Below are 19,618 nucleotides of genomic sequence, written 5' to 3'. Positions count from 1 at the left end.
TCCTGGTATCGAATCGGTGATCGGCGTGGTCAGCCGCAGGTTCTCCCGTCGACCGTGAACGACGCCGGGTTGTCGTTGGTTGCCGGGTAGCTGCCGTTGAAGCCGATCGCGACCGACTGCCCCGGGGCCACCGAAGCGTTCCAGGACAACGCCGTCGCGGTCACGTCCGCGCCGGACTGCGCCCACGTCGCCGACCAGCCCTGCGTCACCTTCTGGTTGCGGGGGAACGCAAACCCGAGTTTCCACCCGGTCCACGCCGTCGTGCCGGTGTTCTTCACCGTGACGGTGGCCGTGAAGCCGCCGTTCCACGTGTTCGCCGCGTACGTCACCGCGCAGCCGCCCGCCGGAGTGGCCGGCCGGGTGGTGAACTGCGCGGCGGCCGAGTCCTGGCTCGTCAGGCCCGCGCCGTTGCGGGCCACCACGACGACCGAGTACGCGGTCGACGGCGAGAGGCCCGTCAGGGTGGCGGTCGTGCCGGTGACGGTGGTGAGGACCGTGCGGGCCGAGCCGGTCACGCGGACCACGTCGTAGTTCCGCACCCCGCTCTCCGGATCCGCGGCCGCCGTCCAGGTCAGGGTCGCGCCGCCGCTGGACACCGCGGACACGGCCGGGGTGCCCGGCGCGGCCGGAGCCGTGGTGTCCACATCGGACGGAGACTTCTCCGCGGTCCAGTTCGCCAGCCAGGCCAGCGCCGAGTTCCAGTTGATCGCGACCTCGTTCACCGAGTACGCCTGGATGTCGTCGACGAAGCAGCGCTGCGGGGCGCAGCCGGCGAGCAGCCGGGCCGCGGTCGGGTCCTGCAGGCCGCTGTTGGGCCCGCCCGACAACGCACCGGGCGGCGCGGCCGGCAGGGACGCGTCCAGCTGGTGCGCCCAGAACCGGTGGTGCACGTTCCGCACCGGCTGGTCGCCGTGGCCGGAAACGTAGGAGTAGTTCGCGGGGTTGCGGCCCAGCAGGTAGTCCATCGCGGCGAACGCGCCGTCGCGGTACTTGTCCTGCTTGGTGAAGTCGTAGGCCAGCGCGAGCACCACGCCGTTGTTGGCCACCAGGCCGTTGGAACCCCATTCGTAGGAGCCGTCGGCGGTGCGGTAGGGCGCCGGGTAGCCCATGGCCGCCATCTGCGCCAGGTGGCTGTCGGCGGTCGTGGTGATCGCCGACCTGATCGCCGTGACGTCCGCCGCCGGCAGATCGGTGGGGACCACCGCGAGCGTGATGTCCCCGAGCGCGCCCGTCGAGGCCCAGTCGAAGCCGTGGGTGGTGAAGCTCTTCCCGCGGTAGAGCGCCGAGCCGGTGACGTCGGCGCGGTACGCGCTCTTGCCCGTGGTGGTGAACAGCTCCGCGGCCGCCCAGTAGAACTCGTCGGTGACGCTGTTGTCGCTGTAGGTCCCGCCGCCGGTGCCGTCGTCCGGATCGGCGAGCCGGCCCGGGTTCGCCTTGGCCGCGGCGTACGCCTTTTCGGCCGCGGCCAGCAGCTTCGCCGAGTACGCCGGATCGATGGCCCGCCACAGCCGGGACGCCTGCGCCGCGACCGCGGCCGTGTTCAACGTCGCCGCGGTGCTCGGCGGCGACAGCCGGCGCGGCTGGCTGTCCTGGTCGGGCCGGGTGGGCAGCGACGTCCACTGCGCGTCGTGGATCTTGTGGTGCACCATGCCCGCGTCCGGCTTGCCGGCCGGCACCTGCATGGAGAGGAGGAAGTCGACTTCCCAGCGGGCTTCGTCGAGGATGTCGGGCACGCCGTTGGCCCGTTCCGGGATGGCCAGCTTGCCGTCGCCCAGCGCGCTCGCGTCGCCCAGGCGCAGCGCGCGCTCGTACTCGTCGAGCAGCTCCCACGCCGCGATGCCGCCGTTGACGACGTACTTGCCGTGGTCGCCCGCGTCGTACCAGCCGCCGCGCACGTCGAGGGTGTAGCCGCAGTTCAGGTCCGCCCGGCAGGGAACGGCGTCGTCGCCCTGGTTCGGGGCCACGTTCACGTGACCGGCGGGCCGCGCGTAAGCACTGCCGACGTAGGTGGCGTCGATCGCGATGCCGCTGCGCTGGTGGTAGAAGAACGCCAGCGAGTCGTAGCGCAGCTTCCGCGGCCCGGCGGCGGAGATGTCGAACGGGAAGCTCGTCTCGGAGCCGACGCTCAGCGTGTACCCGGTCCCCGCGGTGTCGTAGGCGGAGAAGTCGATCTCGTGCACGTTCTCGCCGGAAGCCGCGTCCGCACCCCGCGGCGTCGTCCGGCCGGTGGCCACGGCGGTCCCCGCGGAGCTCTTCAGCGTCCAGGTCTGCGCGGCGGCCGAATCGCTGATCAGCGTGGCCCGCTTCGGCAGGCCCGGGATGTAACTTTCCTGGTTCACCCGGATGCCGCTCGTCGGCGGCAGGCCGCCGGGCGGGACGACGCCGCCGACGAGGGAGATGTTGTCCAGGCAGACGGTGTTCGCGGCGGACTGGCCGCCGAACCAGAACGCCAGCTGGCCGTTTCCGGCGGCCGGGAAGTCCAAAGTGGACGTGAAAGTGACCGTGAAGTGCTGCGTGGACGGCGTCACCGTCAGGTCGGTTCGCGAGATCTGCCGGTAGGGCGACACGGCCTCGCCCGCGACGGCGGAGATCTGCTGGGCCGTCGTCGCGTGCGCGTCGAAGGTCAGGGTGTACTGCTGTCCCGCCTCGAACGGCACCCCGTTCTGGCCGGACAGCGCGTCGTACCCGTTGGCCGTGCCGCCGGGGACGTCGGTGCAGAACTCCCCGCCGGTGACGTGGCCGGTCGTGCCCGACCCGGCCCACCAGGGGTCGAGGGTGCCCCCGGAGAAAGTGCCGTTGAGCAGGCGTTCGTAGTCCGCGGCGGACGCGGGTGCCGCGGCGCCCGCCAGCCCGAGCGCCACCGCGACCAGCAGGGCCGGACCGGCCCGCAGCTTCCTTGCCCGCATTCGCCAGCTCCTCGTCTTCGTCGGCGTGTCGATGGTGATCCGGACTGAGAGCGCTCCCAGGTGAAGGTAACCGTTCCCACGCTCCCCTGGCAATCACCGGCGAAACTTTCGAAGACGAGCTGGAAAATTGATCACGGCCGAGGTCTTTGCTCCCCGCGCCCCTTGTGCTTTCATCGGAACGACCCCGGGCTGAGAGCGCTCCCAGCAGGTTCCCGCACACGACGAGGTGGAGGCGGCACATGAAACTGAAGCACGCTCTTTCGGCGGTGGTCCTGGCCATGGCGGGGCTCGTCGTCCCGGCCGTCGGCGCGGCACCGGCCGCCCACGCGGACACGCTCATCTGCGACCAGTACGGGTCGACCACGATCGGCGGCCGGTACGTGGTCATGAACAACCGCTGGGGCAGCAGCGCGACCCAGTGCATCAACGTCACCGGCAGCGGGTTCCGCATCCAGACGCAGCAGGGCTCCACCAGCGGCGGCGCGCCCCTGTCCTACCCGGCGGTCTACGCCGGGTGCCACTACGGGAACTGCTCCCCCGCCACGAACCTGCCCCGGCAGCTGAGCCGGATCGGCAGCGTGTCGTCGTCGATCTCCTACACCTACACCAGTGGCACCTTCGACGCCTCCTACGACATCTGGATGGATCCCACCGCCAAGACCACGGGGGTCAACCAGATGGAGCTGATGATCTGGTTCACCCGCACGGGCGGGGTGCAGCCGGTCGGCGGCCGGGTCGGCACCACGACCATCGGCGGGCGGAGCTGGGAAGTCTGGCAGGGCAACAACGGCGGCAACGACGTGGTCTCCTACGTCGCCCAGTCGCCCATCTCGAGCTGGTCGTTCAGCGTCCTGGACTTCGTCAACGACGTCGACGCCCGCACCCGCGTGGACCGCTCCTGGTACCTGACCAGCATCCAGGCCGGTTTCGAGCCGTGGAGCGGCGGCGTCGGCCTCGCGGTCAACTCGTTCTCGGCCACCGTCAGCTGACCGTTCCGGAAAGGCACGCCATGAAACCGACCTCGCGATCCCTGTCCCGCGCAGCGCTCGCTTCGACGCTGCTGGCGGCGTCGCTCGGTGCTTCGCTGCTGCTCGCCACCTCCGCCGGAGCGGCCACGACGCTCGGCGCGTCGGCCGCCCAGACGGGCCGGTACTTCGGCACCGCCGTTTCGGCAGGGAAGCTCGGCGATACGACCTACGTGGGCATCCTCAACCGCGAATTCAGCATGGTCACCCCCGAAAACGAGATGAAGTGGGACGCCACCGAACCGAACCAGGGCCAGTTCAGCTACGGCAACGGGGACCGCATCCTCAACCAGGCGGTGAGCAACGGCAAGCGGGTGCGCGGGCACGCGCTGCTGTGGCACCAGCAGCAGCCGGGCTGGGCCCAGGGCCTCAGCGGCTCCGCCCTGCGTCAGGCCGCGATCAACCACGTCACCCAGGTCGCCACCCACTACCAGGGCAAGATCTACGCCTGGGACGTAGTCAACGAGGCGTTCGCGGACGGCGGCGGCGGCGGGCGGCGTGACTCCAGCCTCCAGCGCACCGGCAACGACTGGATCGAGGCCGCCTTCCGGGCCGCACGGGCCGCCGACCCCGCCGCGAAACTCTGTTACAACGACTACAACACCGACGGCGTCAACGCGAAGAGCACGGGCGTCTACAACATGGTGCGGGACTTCAAGTCCCGCGGTGTCCCGATCGACTGCGTCGGCTTCCAGTCGCACCTGAGCAACTCGGCACCCGGCGACTACCAAGCCAACCTCCAGCGGTTCGCCGACCTCGGCGTCGAGGTCCAGATCACCGAGCTCGACATCTCCGGCTCCAACCAGGCGAGTGTCTACGGCACGGTCACCCGAGCCTGCATGGCCGTCGCCCGCTGCGCCGGCCTCACCGTCTGGGGCATCCGTGACAGCGATTCGTGGCGCACCGGCGAGAACCCGCTCCTGTTCGACGGCAACGGGAACAAGAAGGCCGCCTACACGAGCGTTCTCGACGCCCTGAACGCCGGTGGCACGACCACGACGCCGACCACCCCGACGACGCCCACCACACCCACGACACCGACAACGCCGACGACCCCGTCGGGCGCCGGCTGCACCAGCTCGGTCTCCCTCGACTCGTGGAACGGCGGCTTCGTGGCCACCGTGCGGGTCACCGCCGGCGCCACCGCCCTTTCCGGCTGGTCGGTGACGACGAACCTGCCGTCCGGTGCCGCGGTCACCAGCGGCTGGAACGCCGGCCAGAGCGGCACCACCGGCAACGTCACCTGGACGAACGTCGGCTACAACGGCAGCGTCGCCGCCGGGCAGTCGACGCAGTTCGGATTCCAGGGCACCGGCAGCGCCGACGGCATCACCTCGTCCTGCGCGGCCGGCTGATCCTCGCCGGCGCGGCTCTCAGTACGGTCTCAGAGAGGAGTCCCCAGCCTCGCACCATGAATTGGCGACGCGCGATGCTGTGGTGCGGGGCGACCGGATCGGCTTTGTTCATCGTGCTCTTCCTGGTGAACGATGCGGTCAAACCGGACTACAGCCCGGTCCGCTTGTCTTCCCTCGCGCTCCGGCGGACGGTGGACCGCTGGACGAGCGGGCTGATCGCGCTCGCCGGGGCGGGATTGGCGCTGGCCGGTGTGTTCCTGTCCGATCCGGTGCCCGCCGAGCAGGGCACCTGGCACGGGATGGTCCACGACGTCGTCGGGACCGTGAGCTCCGCCGCGTTGATCGCCGCGTGTTTCACCGCCGCGCGGCGGACCACGGCCCCGCTCTGGCGCTGGTACTCCCTCGCGGTCGGTATCGCCATGCCGGCGACCTTTTCGGTCGCCGTCGTGGCGACCGAATCGCTCGGTGTCTGGCAGCGGCTGACGAACGTGCTCGGCTGGACCTGGCTCATCGCACTGGAACTGCGTGCGCTGCGGGCACCCGGTCGCGATCCCACGATCCTGACGTTCTCGCCGGAACGGTTGCGCAACATTCTCCGCAAGCTTCCGGCGCCGCCGGAGAGCCCCGCCCGGCGGCAAGTTCCGGAGACAGGTGGTCGGCCCGCGGGTGAACCGGTCGAAACTCGACCGAAACTCTTTGCCCGGCAACGAAGTGCCGTGTTCTCCTGCTCGCAGCAAGTGAACATCATCGGATCGTCCAGGTCACCGGCGACTTGGTTCCCGGCTCCAGCCGGGACTCGTCGTCGGGTGGGCTACTCCTGGGCGTACGCCCGGAAGGAGACCACGGATGGCAAGAAGTTCCTCGAGCCCGAGCGGCAAGCGGTGGTGGCGGTCACCGACCGGCCGCGTGGTGGCGGCCGCGGCCACCGTCGCCGCGACAGCCGCCGTCCTCGTGACCGCCCCCGGCGCCGATGCCGCGGCGAGCACATTGGGCGCCGCGGCCGCGCAGTCCGGCCGGTACTTCGGCACCGCGATCGCCGCCGGCAAGCTCAGCAACTCGGCCTACACCACGATCGCCGCACGTGAGTTCAACATGGTCACGCCCGAAAACGAGATGAAGCCCGACGCGACCGAGCCGAACCAGAACCAGTTCAACTTCTCCTCGGGCGACCAGATCTACAACTGGGCGGTCAGCCACGGTGCGCAGGTCCGCGGCCACACGCTGGCCTGGCACGCCCAGCAGCCCGGCTGGATGCAGAACATGGGCGGCAGCTCGCTGCGCAGCGCGATGATCAACCACATCCAGAAGGTGATGGCCCACTACCAAGGCAAGCTCGCGTACTGGGACGTCGTCAACGAAGCCTTCAACGAAGACGGCAGCCGCCGTTCGTCGAACCTGCAGAGCACCGGCAACGACTGGATCGAGGTCGCGTTCAAGACCGCGCGCGCGGCCGACTCGTCGACCAAGCTCTGCTACAACGACTACAACATCGACAACTGGAACTACGGCAAGACCCAGGGCGTGTACAACATGGTGCGGGACTTCAAGTCCCGCGGCGTGCCGATCGACTGCGTCGGCCTGCAGGCCCACTTCACCGGCGGCAGCTCGGTCCCGAGCAGCCTCCAGACGACGATCTCCAGCTTCGCGGCGCTCGGCGTCGACGTGGCGCTGACGGAGGTCGACGTCACGAACGCGTCCACGTCGCAGTACGCGGCGCTGACCCAGGCGTGCATGAACGTCGCGCGCTGCGTCGGCATCACGGTGTGGGGCGTGCGGGACAGCGACTCCTGGCGCTCCGGCGAGAGTCCGCTCCTGTTCGACGGCAACGGCAACAAGAAGTCCGCCTACAACTCGGTGCTGAACGTCCTCAACTCCGGCGGAGGTACGACCACCACACCGACGACGACCCCGACGGGCACCACCACCCCGACCACTCCGACCACGACACCCGGCGGGGGCAGTTGCACCGCCTCGCTTTCGGCCGGGCAGTCCTGGAGTGACCGGTACAACCTCAACGTCTCGGTCAGCGGCTCCAGCTCGTGGACGGTCACGATGACCGTGCCGAGTCCCGCGAGGATCAGCGCCACCTGGAACATCAACGCCACCTGGCCCAGCAGTCAGGTCCTCGTCGCGACCCCCAACAGCAACGGCAACAACTGGGGCGTCACCATCCAGCACAACGGGAACCGGAACTGGCCCAGCGTCGGCTGCAGCACTTCCTGAGGCAGGGCACCACAAGTCGTCACCAGCCCGTCCGCGCACCGGGAGCTTCGCGGACGGGCTGGTGATGTCCTTGACTCTCAAGCCACTCGAGACCCCATAGTGGTCGGTATGGAAGAGCTCTACCCCATCGGGGACGTCGCCCGCCGCACCGGTCTGAGCGTGAGCGCGATCAGGTACTACGCCGACGAAGGCATCGTCGCGCCCACGGCGCTCACCGCGGGCGGCTTCCGGCAGTACGACGTGCAGGCCATCTCGCGGCTCGAGCTCGTGCACACCCTGCGCGAACTGGGCGCCGGCCTGGACGACGTCCGTCGCGTGCTGGCCGAAGAGACCGCCCTGCCCGACCTGGCCCGCACGCACCTGCGGCTGGTCGAGGACCAGCTGCGGCAGTTCCGGGCCCGCCGCGCCGTGCTGCGGACCGTCGTGCGGCAGCGGAGCACGGCGGAGCAGGTGAGCCTGCTGCACAAGCTCGTCTCCCTGTCCGACGACGAGCGCGACCGTCTCGTCGTCGTGTTCTGGGAGTTCGTGACCGAGGGTCTCGACGTCCATCCCGAGTACGTCGAACAGCTGCGCAGCCGGCGGCCGCACCTGCCCGAGGATCCGTCCACCGAGCAGCTCGAAGCGTGGATCGAGCTGGCCGACCTCGTGCAGGACGACGGCTTCCGGGCGTCGGTGCGCGACTTCTACCACCGCACCTTCGCCACCGAGCGGGGCAAGCTGATGACCACGCCGGACATGCTGGCCCGCACCGAGAAGCATCGGAAGCTCCTCCTCGAAGCGCGGGCGGCCCAGCAAGCGGGGGTGGCCGCGGACTCCCCGCAGGCCCGGGACCTCGCCGAACGCGCGGCCGCCGGCTCGGCCGACCTCGTCGCCGCCATGACCGGGACGCACGACCCCGCAAAGGCCCGGCTCAGCATGACCGAGCCCGACCGCGACGGCAAAGCCGCGCAATGGCTCGCCAAGTCGGCCGGCCTGAAGCTGCTGACCCGGTACGAGGCCCTGGTCGCGACGATCAACGGCACGCCTGTGCCGGACGTGGATCCGGAAAAGGCGGCGGCTCTGCGGGAGTGGATCGCCACCGCGCTGCGGTAGAACTGCCGCGGCCGGAACGTCACATGTCCCGGTGACCGAAAGTCACTTCTCTCGCGACAACCCGTCGAATCCGGCGAACGCGCCCGCGCTTCCGCGACATTCATCATATGACTGATAGGGTCTGGGGCAGTTCACTGCCCGAGGAGCACCATGGCGAAGTCCCTGACCGACGATGCGATCGACCGGATCCGGGAGTTCGTCCGGTCCGGGCGGTTCCCCGCGGGCTCCCGGCTGCCGCCCGAGCACGAGCTGGCCACCGAACTGGGGATTTCGCGCAGTCCCACGCGGGAAGCCGTGAAGGCGCTGGAGCTGGCCCGGGTGCTCGAAGTCCGCCGCGGCGACGGCACCTACGTCACGAGCCTCGCGCCCAGCCTGCTGCTGGAGGGCTTGGGCAACGCGGTGTCGCTCATGGAAGGCAGCGTGCTCGAGCTGACCGAGGTGCGGCGGCTCCTGGAGCCGGCCGCCACCGGGCTCGCCGCGACCCGGATCACCGACAGCGGGCTGCGCACCGTGGCCGATCTGCTCGACGCGATGCAAGAAGCGGTCGAGGACGTCGAACGCCTGACGGTCCTCGACGCCGCCTTCCACCGCGAGGTCGTCGCCGCGGCGGGCAACGAAACCCTGACCGCGCTGCTGGACGGCATCTCCTCGCGCACACTGCGGGCGAGGATCTGGCGCGGCACCGTCGACCGGGGCGTCACCCACGTGACCCTGGACCAGCACAAGGCGATCTACGACGCCCTGGCCGGCCGCGACCCCGCCGTGGCCACCGCGGCCGCGCTGATGCACGTGGACACGTCCGAGCGCTGGCTGCGCGACCACCTGGCCGAGCTGCGGACCCTCGGCGAGCAGTAGCGGCTCAGCTCTGCCGCTTGCCGCTGGTGATCCGGGACATCACCAGCGCGACCAGGATGATCGTGCCGTTGAGCGCCCCGATCCACTGCGCGGGCACCCCGGCCAGGGTGAGCACGTTCTGGATCATGTACAGCAGCAGGATCCCGGTGAAGGCCCCGAAAAGCGTGCCGCGGCCGCCGTTCAGGCTGACCCCGCCGATCACCGCCGCGGCGAAGACCGTGAAGATGTAGCCGTTCCCCTGGGCGGCGGCCACGGAAGCCAGCCGGCCGGAGAGCAGCAGCCCGCCGAGCGCGGCCAGCACGCTCGCTCCGATGAGGACGATCCACACGATCCGGTCGGTCCGGATGCCCGCCGCCTTCGCCGCGTCTTCGTTGCCGCCGATCGCGTAGAGACTGCGGCCGAACCGGGTGTGGCCGAGCAGGACGATGCCCCCGGCGAACAGCAGCACGCAGACCCAGATGGACGCCGGGATCCCGGCCCACAGCGTGGTGCCGAGGTAGAGCATCGAGTCGGGCATGCCGAAGAACGTCTGGCCGCCGGAGATCCCGGTCAGCAGGCCGCGCAGCACGATCAGCATGCCGAGGGTGACCACGAACCCGCTCAGCCCGAACCGGACGATCAGCAGGGCGTTGAGCGCGCCGACCAGCACCCCGACCGCGAGCACCAGTGGCACCGCCGTCCACGCGGGCAGGAGGCCGAGCGAGTGGCCGCCGTCGATCGTCAGCCAGGCCGCCACCCCCGGGGCGAGGCCGAACGTGGACTCCAGTGACAGGTCCATCTTGCCGACGACCAGGACCAGCGTCTGGGCGAGCACCAGCAGGGCGATCTCCGACATGGTCTGCAGGATGTTGATCACGTTGTCGTACTGGAGGAACACGGGGTTCACCAGCTGGCCGACCACGGCGATCGCGACGATCCCGGGTACCAGCGCGAAGTCGCGCACGCGGGCGAGCGCGATCCTCCGCGGCGGCCGGGCGGCGGCGGGCTCGGTCCGTGCCTCGGCACGCACGGCGGTGGGGCTATCCGGCATCGAGGTCGACTCCTTCCATGGCGGCCACGACCTCGCGGTCCGGCCAGCCGGCGGGGATTTCGGCGGTGAGCCGTCCGTGCACCATCACGAGCACGCGGTCGCAGAGGCGCAGGTCGTCCAGCTCGTCGGAGGCGATCAGCACCGCGGTGCCCTCGGCGGCGGCTTCGGCCACCTTGCCGAGCAGGAACTCCTTCGACCGCACGTCCACCCCCGCGGTCGGGGTGATCAGCACGAGCACCCGGGGATCGCCGGCGAGCGCCCGGGCCATGACGACCTTCTGCTGGTTGCCGCCGGAGAGCGCCGACACCGCGAGGTCCGGACCGGGCGTCTTCACCTCCAGCCGGTCGATCATCGTCCCGGCCAGCCGGTCACGGAGGCCGGCCCGGACGAAGATGCCCGGGCCGAGCCGGTCCATGACGGACAGGGTCGCGTTGTCCGCGACCGACATGTCGGGCACGAGTCCCTGCCGGTGGCGGTCTTCCGGGACGAAGCCGATCCCGGCGGCGAGTGCCGCCGGGACGTCGCCGGGGCGAGGACGGTGTTCCCCGACGAGGATGGTTCCCGAGCCGGCCGCCCGCAGCCCGGTCAGCGTTTCGGCGACCTCGGTCTTGCCGCTGCCGCCGGCCCCGGCCAGGCCGACGATCTCCCCCGGCGCGACGTCGAAGGAGACACCTTCGTACTCCGGAGTGAGGCTGAGCTCACGGACCTGGAGCACCGGGGGCGAGCCGGACCGCACCGACGACGGGCGTTCGTCGGCCGCCACGGCGTTCTCCCCGGTCATCGCCGCGACGAGGTCGGGCTTCGGCAGCTCGGCGACCGGCGCGGTCAGGACGTGCCGGGCGTCGCGGAAGACCGTGACCGTGTCGCAGATCTCGTAGACCTCCTGCAGGTGGTGGCTGATGAACAGGAACGTCACGCCGTGGCGCTGCAGGTCGGCGATGTGGCCGAACAGGCGGGTGATGGCGCCGCCGTCCAGCTGCGCGGTCGGCTCGTCGAGGATGACGAACCGCGCGCCGAAGGACAGCGCTCGCGCGATCTCGACGAACTGCCGCTGCTCGACCCCGAGCTCCCCCGCGGGCCTTCGGACGTCGACGTCTACCGACCAGCGTTCGAGCAGCCGGGTCGCCGCCCGGCGCACCGCGGACCAGCGGACGAATCCGCGCACGGTCTCCTGCCGGTTCAGGAACAGGTTCTCCGCCACCGAGAGGTCCGGGATGATCGTCGAGCGCTGGTACACGCAGGCGACCAGCGACCGCCAGGCGTCCCGATCGGACAGTCCCGGCGCGGGCTCGCCGTTCAGCAGGAGCGAGCCGGAATCCGGCCCGGTCAGGCCGGTGAGCACGGAGACGAGCGTCGACTTCCCGGCGCCGTTGCGGCCGACGAGCGCGTGCGTCTGTCCCGGCAGGACGGTCAGGTCGGCGTGGTCCAGCGCGACGGTGGCGCCGTAGCGCTTGACCACCTGCCGTGCTTCGACGACCGGCACGGTACTCATGTCCACCTCCTCTCCGAAGCCGGTCGCGGTCAGCTCTTGCTGTTGCCCCACAGGGACTTGTCGTCGACCTTGACACTGGCGACCGGACCGAAGGTGGCACCGTCCGCGGTGACCAGCGGCGCGGCCAGCTGGTCCTCCATCAGGCCGTCGCGGACCGCGACGATGGTGCTGTCGTGGTCGGTCTTGCCCGGCGCCGGCGTCTTGCCCGCGATGGCGTCCTTGAGGTACTGCAGCGCGTACTTGGCGAACAGGTCCGCGGGCTGGGAGACGGTCGCGTCCATCTCGCCGGCGCGGATCTTCTCGAGCTCCTCGGGGATCCCGTCGTTGGACACGATGAACACGTGCTTCGGGTCGGCCGCCGGCACGAGCAGGCCCCGTTGCTTCAGCAGCTGCAGCGTCCCCGAAAGGGCGAAGCTGGACTGCATGTAGACGCCCTTGATGTCCGGGTTCGCGGTCAGCCGGGTCTGGAGCTTCTGGGCCGCGGTATTGGCGTCCCAGTTCGTGGCCTCCCCGAAGACCGTGATGCCGGGGAAGTTCTGCTTCATGCAGTCGTTGAAGGCTTCGGTGCGGTCCCGTCCGTTGATCGACGCGAGGTCGCCCTGCAGCATCACGACCTTCCCCTTGCCGCCGAGCTTCGTGCCGAGGAACCGGCACGCCTTTTCGCCGTAGGCACGGTTGTCCGCCCGCACGACCATGTAGACGTTGCCCTGGTCGGGGCGGGTGTCGACGGACACGACCGGGATCTTCTTCCCGGCCAGCTGCTGCAGCGTCGGGATGATCGCCGCGGTGTCCTGCGGGGCCATGACGACGCCCTTGACGCCCTGGCTGATCATCGTCTGCACGTTGGCGGTCAGGGTGGCGACGTCGTTCTGCGAGTTCGTGGTCTTGAGCTCGAAGCCGTCCTCGCCGGCGAACTGGGGCACGTACTTGATGTAGGCGTTCCAGAAGTCGGTGTCCGAGCGGGGGTAGTCGACGCCGACGACGGTTCCGCCGGACGCGGTGGTGCCCCCGCCACTGCAGCCGGCGAGCAGGCCGGCGGCGACGACGGCGGCCGAGCACAGGTAGCGGATCTTCATGACCTCTCCTCGTTGACAGGCTGCAGAAGGACGTGCGGGCCGGTGGTCACGCGACCACCACCACTCGGTCGCGCCAGGCCGGACCGTCGGGATACCGGTAGCGCGCGACGGATTCGGTGTGCAGGCGGGCTCCGAGGCCCGGCCGGACCGGCGCCAGGTACCTCCCCCGCTCGACCCGAGCCGGGTCGACGAAGTGCTCGTGCAGGTGATCCACGTACTCGATGACCCGGTCCTGCCGGGTCCCGCTGACCGCGACGAAGTCGAACATCGCCAGGTGCTGCACCATCTCGCAGAGCCCGACCCCGCCGGCGTGCGGGCACACCGGCACGCCGAACTTCGCGGCCAGCAAAAGGATCGCGATGTTCTCGGTGACACCGGCGACCCGGCTCGCGTCGAGCTGGAGGATGTCGATCGCCTCCGCCTGGAGCAGCTGCTTGAACATCACCGCGTTGTGCGTGTGCTCCCCGGTGGCCACCTTGATCGGCGCCACCGCCCGGCGGATCGCGGCGTGGCCGAGCACGTCGTCGGGCGAGGTCGGCTCCTCGATCCAGTACGGGTCGAACTCCGCCAGCGGCCGCAGCCAGGCGATCGCCTGCCCGACGCCCCACACCTGGTTGGCGTCGATGGCGATCCGCACGTGGGGGCCGACGACCTCGCGCGCCAGCCGCAGCCGCCGGATGTCGTCGTCGAGGTCGGCCCCGACCTTGAGCTTGATCTGGGTGAACCCGTCTTCGACCGCCGCCGACGCGAGCGTCGCCAGCTTCTCCGGCGAATAGCCGAGCCAGCCGGGAGTGGTGGTGTAGGCGGGATAGCCCGACGCGAGCAGCTCGGCCTGGCGGCCCGCCCGGCCCGGTTCGGCGGTACGCAGGATGGTCAAGGCTTCCTCGCGGGTAAGCGCTTCCTCGAGGTATCGGAAGTCGATCAGGTCGACCAGTTCCGCCGGCGGCAGTTCGGCGAGCAGCCGCCACACCGGCTTGCCTTCGCGGCGCGCCCGCAGGTCCCACACGGCGTTGACGATCGCCGCCGCGGCCATGTGGATCGCCCCCTTGTCCGGGCCCAGCCACCGGAGCTGGCTGTCCCCGGTCAGCCGGCGCGAGAAGCCCCCGAGATCGGCGAGCGCGTCGTCCACCGGCATGCCCGCGACCAGGGGGACCAGCGCCCGGACGGCGGCGACCTGGACGTCGTTCCCGCGTCCGACGGTGAACGCGAGGCCGTAGCCCTCCTCCCCCGCGCTCGTGCGGATGGTGACGTACGCGGCGGAGTAGTCGGGTTCCGGGTTCATCGCGTCGGACCCGTCCAGGTTCAGCGACGTCGGGAAACGCACGTCCACGGCTTCGATCGCGCTGATCACCTCGGGCAACGTCGCCACCTCTCACGCGAACACCAGGGCCAGACAACATACGTATAGGTACGCCTCGCCCGGCCGATTGTCCAGAACTCCGGCGATCACGCGGAGAAGCTGGTCGAGACATCATACGTCTGCTACCGTCGATGACAGTTCCGCTCCGGTCCACTGAGACGAACGCGGGGACACGATGACTGCTGAAACAGGCACCACCTCCCGAAGAACCGCACTGAAGTACCTCGGCATGGGCGGCGGGACGGTGGCCGCGACCGCTCTGCTCGCGGCGTGCACCGGCGTCCAGGAGGCGCAGAACGGGGGCAAGTCCGGCCCGTTCCCGAGCACACCGCAGTGGCGGTTCGTGTTCGTCAACCACGTCACCACCAACTCCTTCTTCGTCCCGACCCGGACCGGGCTCGCCGACGCCGCGGCGTTGCTCGGGGTGCCCGAGCCGCAGTGGACCGGCTCGGAGAACGGCAACGTCGCCCAGATGGCGAGTGCCATGGAAACCGCGATCAACGGCAAGGCCGACGGGATCGCCGTCGCGCTGACCGACGACAACGCGTTCGTCGACCTCACCAAGCGCGCACTGGGCGCGGGCATCCCGGTGATCGCGTACAACGCCAGTGCCGCCGGCAACTACCCGCTCACCTACGTCGGCCAGGACCTGTACCTGTCCGGGTTCCGGATGGGGCAGCGCATCGCGCAGAAGGTCACCTCCGGCGACATCCTGGTCGGCATCTCCCAGCCGGGCGGCAACAACGTCCAGCCGCGGCTGGACGGCATCACCGACGCGCTCAAGCAGGCCGCGCCCGGCGTGCGCGTCCAGTCGGTGAACACCGGGGCCGAGCAGGCCGGCGAGCTCAACGCGATGACCGCCGCGTACACCGGAAACGCCGCGGCGAAAGGGATCTACGCGGTCGACGCCGGCAGCACCGCCGCGTGCGCGAAGCTGATCGCCGACCGCAAGCTGTCCGGCAAGCTCGGCAGCGGCGGGTTCGACCTGCTCGACGACACGGTCACCGGGGTCAAGGACGGCGCGCTCGACTTCACCATCGACCAGTCCCCCTACCTGCAGGGCTTCCTGTCGGTGCTCTACCTGTACCTGTTCCGGCTGTCCGGGACGCTGGTCGCACCACCGGTCACCGACACCGGTCTCACGTTCGTCACCAAGGAGAACGTCGGCCCGTACGCCTCGGCCCGCAGCCGGTTCGAAGGCGGCGACAACAAGGACGTCCTCGCGATGCCGGGGTCGATCCCCCTGCCGCCACCGTCGGTATTGAGCCGGTAGGCGGGGGCGATGTCGTCGAAACCGGTGCTGCTCGGCGTGATGCAGGTCAAGGAGCTGAGCATCCTGCTGGTCACGATCGCCGCCGGGATCTACTTCACGGTGACGAGCGGAGCGTTCAACTCCCCGGACAACTACCAGACGATCGCCCAATACGTCGCGCCGTGGTCGATCATCGCGGCGGGGCAGGTGATGCTGCTGATCTGCGGGGAGATCGACCTGTCCGCCGGTTTCGTGTTCACCCTCGCCCCGTTCACGATGATGCAGTTCTTCGTCAACGGGTGGCCGCTGTGGCTCGCGCTGCTCGGCGCGATCGCGGTGAGCACGCTGGTCGGTCTCGCGAACGGGATGATCCGGACCGTGCTGGGGATCCCGTCGTTCATCACCACGCTGGGCATGGCCTTCCTGTTGCAGGGCCTGGTGCTGATCATCTCGAACGCCCGCCCGGTCGCCGCGCCGAAGGGCAGCGGGGTGCTCGAGGTGTTCGGCGGGGCGCAGTGGACGGAGTTCCTGTGGGCGCTGGGCGTGGTCGTCGTCATGCAGGTGGTGCTCTCGGCGACCCGGTTCGGCATCCACACCCAGGCCACCGGCGGGAACCCGGTCGGCGCCGCGGAGTCCGGCATCCCGGTCAACCGGGTGAAGGTGGTCAACTTCGCGATCACCAGCACCCTGGCCGGGCTCGCCGGCATCCTGCAGGGCACCCGGGTCGGCTCCTACGACCCGACCAACGGCGGGTTCACCACGATGTTCTTCGCCGTGGCGGCGGCCGTGATCGGCGGCACGGCGCTGCTCGGCGGGTCCGGCACGGTGGCCGGGGCGTTCCTCGGCGCGCTGCTGCTGGGCATCGTGTTCGACGGATTCAACCTGACCGGGGTCAGCGCGAACGCGTTCAACGTGGTGCTCGGCGCCGCCATCCTGGGCGCGATGGTGCTGAACGTGACGCTGATCGTCGTGCGCAAACGCGTCGGATCCCGGGAGCGGACATGACCGAAGAGCCGGCCGGCGAGATCATCCGGGTCGAGGGCATCAGCAAGAAGTTCGGTTCGGTCACCGCGCTCGCCGACATCAGCCTGCACGTCCGGCGAGGTGAGATCCTCGGGCTCATCGGGGACAACGGTGCCGGCAAGTCGACGCTGATCAAGATCCTCACCGGCTACCACCAGCCGGACGGCGGGAGCATCGCGTTCGAGGGCGAGCCGACGACGCTGAAGTCCGTGGTGCACGCCAGGTCACTGGGCATCGAAACGGTGTTCCAGGACCTGGCGATGATCAACGACCTGCCCGTGTACCTGAACCTGCACCTCAACCGCGAGCTGACCCACCGCCCGCTGCCGTTCCTGCGGCGGCGCGAGATGAAGCGCCGCGCACGCGAGGCGCTGGACTCGATCGGGATCAGCATCCCCTCGGTGACCGCCGAAGTGGGCATGCTCTCCGGCGGTCAGCGGCAGGCGATCGCGGTCGCCCGGTCGGTGTATTCGAAGGCGAAGCTCCTGCTGCTCGACGAGCCCCTCGCCGCGATGGGCGCCAAGGAGAGCGCGGTGATCCTGCGCCTGCTGCGGGAACTGAAGAGCCGCGGCGACATCGCGATCATCCTCATCGCGCACAACTACGGGCAGGTGATGGACGTCTGCGACCGGGTGAACCTGTTGCAGCACGGCGAAATCACCTTCGACCGGCCGTCCGGGGAGACCTCGGTGGCCGAGCTCCTCGAGCTGGTGAACGCGGAATACCGCCTCGAAGGCCGCCCTTGATCCTCCACAGTGGACGTCCGCGGCTCAGTGCGCCGTTGCCGCGTTGAACACCGGCTTCGGAACCGAGACCTGACTTGGGGACGTACAAGGCCAGGTCGTCCTTGGTCGCCCCTTGCGCTTCGGTCTGGGCGACGTACTTGGTCCCACCCTGCTTCTGCGTGACGTCGATCGCCGCGGCCTCGGTCATCCCCGCCGCGTCCGCGCGCCCCGAGCGGGTGGCCAGCAGCGTGCCGTTGGTGTCGTCGAGGCCGACGGTCTGCGTGGCCGCGCGTTTGTTCTGCGTGCAGAAGCGGGACAGCTTGTTCAGCTGCTCCTCCACGACGCTGGCGGTCACCACCGCGACGCGCTTGCCGCAGAGGTCTTCGACCCGCGTGATCCCCGCCGTCGAATCGGTGGGGAACACGTAGGCCGTGCGGGTGGTCATCCAGGTGATCGTGTCGAACTGCTTCTCGCGCTCGGCGGTGGCCTTGACGGGGCCGTTGAACGCGTCGTACCGGTTGCTCAGCATGCCTTGCAGCGCGGCCGGCAGCCCGGTGACGACGCTCGTCTGCGTCTTGACCCCGAGCACCTGCCCGATCGCGGCCTGGAAGTCGGCGTCGATCCCGGTGACCGTGCCGTCCTGCGCGACCGTGCGATAAGGCGGGTGGGAGTCGCCGGCGAACCGGATCACCCCGGCGTCCTTGATCGCCTGCGGCAGCGCGTCGTGCAACGACTGCACCACCGCTTCGGCTTCGACGACGAAGGGGGGATCGCATAGTTCAGTCTTCTTCGGACGTACCCGCACGCCTTGCTGCCATATCCCCGACCGCAAGCACAAATGGTGACTACCTGTCCACCGATCGCACTTCGAAGTGCCTCCGGGTTCAGCCGGCCGGGACGGTCGAGGTGGCGGGAACCGGCTTGCCGAGCATGGCGCACACCGCGGCGTTCACCAGCTCCCGGTTGGCCGCGCCGGCCTTCGGGGCGGCCAAGCCGAAGATCGTGGCGGTGAGGACGGAAGCGGTGCGCTTGCCGGTGTCGTCGGTGTAGGCCTCACTGGAGTACCCCGCGACCTGACCGTTGTGCCCCCAAACGGTGCCGCAGGGCGTGGTCACCCGCTCGAGGCCCAGTCCGTACCGCCGGTCCGGGAACGCGGCTTCCTCGGGGCGGGTGGTTTGCATTTCCTCGAGCAGGGCGGGCGGCAGGAGCTCGCCGGACAGCAGCGCGCTGTCGAACCGGGCCCAGTCCGGCGCGGTGGACACCATGCCACCGGCGGCCCACTGCGTGCTGGCGTTGACGAAGGTGGTGTCGACGTACCCCGCGGACCGGGCTGGGCCGGCGAACGCGGTCCCGGCCGGCGTGCCCGAGGGAAGCAGCGGGGCGATGTGCGCGGCGTCGGGTTCATAGCCGTGGGCGAGCGCGGAACTCTCCCCGGTGCCGTCGTTTCCTTCGACCAGGTAGGTCCGCTTCAGGTGCAACGGTCCGGCGATCCGCTCCTGGACCAGGTCTCCCAGGGACCGCCCGGTCACCTTCTCGGCGACGAGCCCGAGCGCGACGTAGTTGGTGTTGCTGTAGGCGTAGTCCGTCCCGGGCGCGAACAGCGGGTCGTGCGCGGTGGCGGCGGCCAGCAGTTCCCGGGGTGTCCAGACCCGGGTGTCCTGGCCGGTGAACGCCTTGAGCACGTCAGGATCATCGCGGTAGTTGAACAAGCCACTGGTGTGGCCGAGCAGCATCCGCAAGGTGATCGCGTCCCCGTTCGGCACGAGGCCGGGCAGCCACTTCCCGACCGGGTCGGTCAGCCGCAGCCGCTGCTCGGCGACCAGCTGGAGGACGACGGTGGCCACCATCGTCTTGGTGTTGGAGCCCATCCGGAACGCGTCGCTCGCGCTCAGGACGTGGTCGGCCGTCGTCCACGGCGCCTGCCGGGCGAGCTCGACCACCCGGCCGCCGCCGTCGTCGACCCGGACGATCACCCCGGGAGCGCCGGCGTCGACGTCCCGCTGGGCGAGCTCGGCCAGGCCGACGCCGGCGGGGCCGGGCGTCTCGTCGCAGGCGGTGAGCACGCCGCTCAGGGCGACGGCCACCAGCAGCGCCAGTCCCGCCCGGCGGTGGTGGCGGGGGAACAGCGGATTCGCGGTCATGGGCAAGGCCTCCTGGCTGGTCGGTCGCCGGTCGTCCGACCGGCAACCTCAGCTTCTCCGGGC

The 19,618-nt window shown here is 70.0% G+C and carries 15 protein-coding genes and 1 pseudogene; 9 read left to right on the top strand and 7 right to left on the bottom strand.

Annotated elements, in window-relative coordinates; all coding sequences use genetic code 11:
* Positions 1-29: 29 nt before the first annotated feature.
* Entirely contained in the window at positions 30-2,906 is a 2,877-nt protein-coding gene (locus QQ657_RS33165) for a glycoside hydrolase family 9 protein (RefSeq protein WP_284746231.1), read from the bottom strand.
* A gap of 239 nt (positions 2,907-3,145) precedes the next feature.
* Here QQ657_RS33165 and QQ657_RS33160 point away from each other — a divergent pair, with 239 nt between their 5' ends.
* From QQ657_RS33160 to QQ657_RS33135, 6 genes and pseudogenes are all read left to right on the top strand, one after another.
* Positions 3,146-3,895 carry a GH12 family glycosyl hydrolase domain-containing protein gene (locus QQ657_RS33160; RefSeq protein WP_284746230.1) on the top strand — a complete coding sequence of 250 codons (750 nt, stop codon included), beginning with the start codon at positions 3,146-3,148 and terminating at the stop codon, positions 3,893-3,895.
* A gap of 20 nt (positions 3,896-3,915) precedes the next feature.
* Complete coding sequence (locus tag QQ657_RS33155) at positions 3,916-5,286, top strand: glycoside hydrolase family 10 protein (RefSeq protein WP_284746229.1); 1,371 nt, start codon at positions 3,916-3,918, stop codon at positions 5,284-5,286.
* Between the two features lie 56 nt (positions 5,287-5,342).
* Positions 5,343-5,744: pseudogene (locus QQ657_RS56780) on the top strand (DUF998 domain-containing protein); the annotation flags it as partial.
* Between the two features lie 388 nt (positions 5,745-6,132).
* Positions 6,133-7,509, top strand: coding sequence for a glycoside hydrolase family 10 protein (locus QQ657_RS33145; RefSeq protein ID WP_284746227.1), 1,377 nt, complete (start codon positions 6,133-6,135; stop codon positions 7,507-7,509).
* Between the two features lie 108 nt (positions 7,510-7,617).
* Entirely contained in the window at positions 7,618-8,601 is a 984-nt protein-coding gene (locus QQ657_RS33140) for a MerR family transcriptional regulator (RefSeq protein ID WP_284746226.1), read from the top strand.
* A gap of 150 nt (positions 8,602-8,751) precedes the next feature.
* Positions 8,752-9,456, top strand: a complete 705-nt coding sequence (locus tag QQ657_RS33135) for a FadR/GntR family transcriptional regulator (RefSeq protein ID WP_284746225.1) — start codon at positions 8,752-8,754, stop codon at positions 9,454-9,456.
* A gap of 4 nt (positions 9,457-9,460) precedes the next feature.
* Here the strand turns inward: QQ657_RS33135 and QQ657_RS33130 are convergent, their stop codons facing one another.
* From QQ657_RS33130 to QQ657_RS33115, 4 genes are read right to left on the bottom strand one after another with little or no spacing between them, the layout of a single operon-like run.
* Positions 9,461-10,486 (bottom strand): ABC transporter permease, encoded by a 1,026-nt coding sequence (locus tag QQ657_RS33130; protein ID WP_284746224.1) that lies wholly within the window; start codon positions 10,484-10,486, stop codon positions 9,461-9,463.
* Positions 10,476-11,978, bottom strand: a complete 1,503-nt coding sequence (locus tag QQ657_RS33125) for a sugar ABC transporter ATP-binding protein (RefSeq protein ID WP_284746223.1) — start codon at positions 11,976-11,978, stop codon at positions 10,476-10,478. Before QQ657_RS33125 ends, QQ657_RS33130 begins: the two co-directional genes overlap by 11 nt.
* 29 nt (positions 11,979-12,007) lie before the next feature.
* Entirely contained in the window at positions 12,008-13,054 is a 1,047-nt protein-coding gene (locus QQ657_RS33120) for a sugar ABC transporter substrate-binding protein (protein ID WP_284746222.1), read from the bottom strand.
* Positions 13,055-13,100: 46 nt separating this feature from the next.
* Positions 13,101-14,423, bottom strand: coding sequence for an enolase C-terminal domain-like protein (locus tag QQ657_RS33115; RefSeq protein ID WP_434056807.1), 1,323 nt, complete (start codon positions 14,421-14,423; stop codon positions 13,101-13,103).
* A gap of 166 nt (positions 14,424-14,589) precedes the next feature.
* Between QQ657_RS33115 and QQ657_RS33110 the strand changes: the two genes are divergently transcribed.
* The 3 genes from QQ657_RS33110 to QQ657_RS33100 are packed head-to-tail and all read left to right on the top strand — an operon-like array spanning position 14,590 to position 17,435.
* On the top strand, positions 14,590-15,687 hold the full coding sequence (locus QQ657_RS33110) for a sugar ABC transporter substrate-binding protein (protein WP_284746220.1): 1,098 nt from the start codon (positions 14,590-14,592) through the stop codon (positions 15,685-15,687).
* 9 nt (positions 15,688-15,696) lie between these two features.
* Positions 15,697-16,671 (top strand): ABC transporter permease, encoded by a 975-nt coding sequence (locus QQ657_RS33105; protein WP_284746219.1) that lies wholly within the window; start codon positions 15,697-15,699, stop codon positions 16,669-16,671.
* A complete protein-coding gene (locus QQ657_RS33100) occupies positions 16,668-17,435 on the top strand; it encodes an ATP-binding cassette domain-containing protein (protein ID WP_284746218.1) in 768 nt (255 codons plus the stop codon). The genes QQ657_RS33105 and QQ657_RS33100 overlap by 4 nt, the downstream gene beginning before the upstream one ends.
* On the opposite strand, the gene QQ657_RS33095 is transcribed toward QQ657_RS33100, so the two are convergent.
* Both QQ657_RS33095 and QQ657_RS33090 read right to left on the bottom strand, forming a co-directional pair.
* Positions 17,347-18,219 (bottom strand): transporter substrate-binding domain-containing protein, encoded by an 873-nt coding sequence (locus QQ657_RS33095; protein ID WP_284746217.1) that lies wholly within the window; start codon positions 18,217-18,219, stop codon positions 17,347-17,349. The two genes, QQ657_RS33100 and QQ657_RS33095, sit on opposite strands and share 89 nt — an antisense overlap.
* Before the next feature lie 79 nt (positions 18,220-18,298).
* Positions 18,299-19,555, bottom strand: coding sequence for a serine hydrolase domain-containing protein (locus QQ657_RS33090; RefSeq protein WP_284746216.1), 1,257 nt, complete (start codon positions 19,553-19,555; stop codon positions 18,299-18,301).
* Between the last annotated feature and the right edge of the window lie 63 nt (positions 19,556-19,618).

Source organism: Amycolatopsis ponsaeliensis, assembly GCF_030182635.1.
GTDB lineage: Bacteria > Actinomycetota > Actinomycetes > Mycobacteriales > Pseudonocardiaceae > Amycolatopsis > Amycolatopsis ponsaeliensis.
This window is presented reverse-complemented; position numbering and strand designations above follow the sequence as displayed.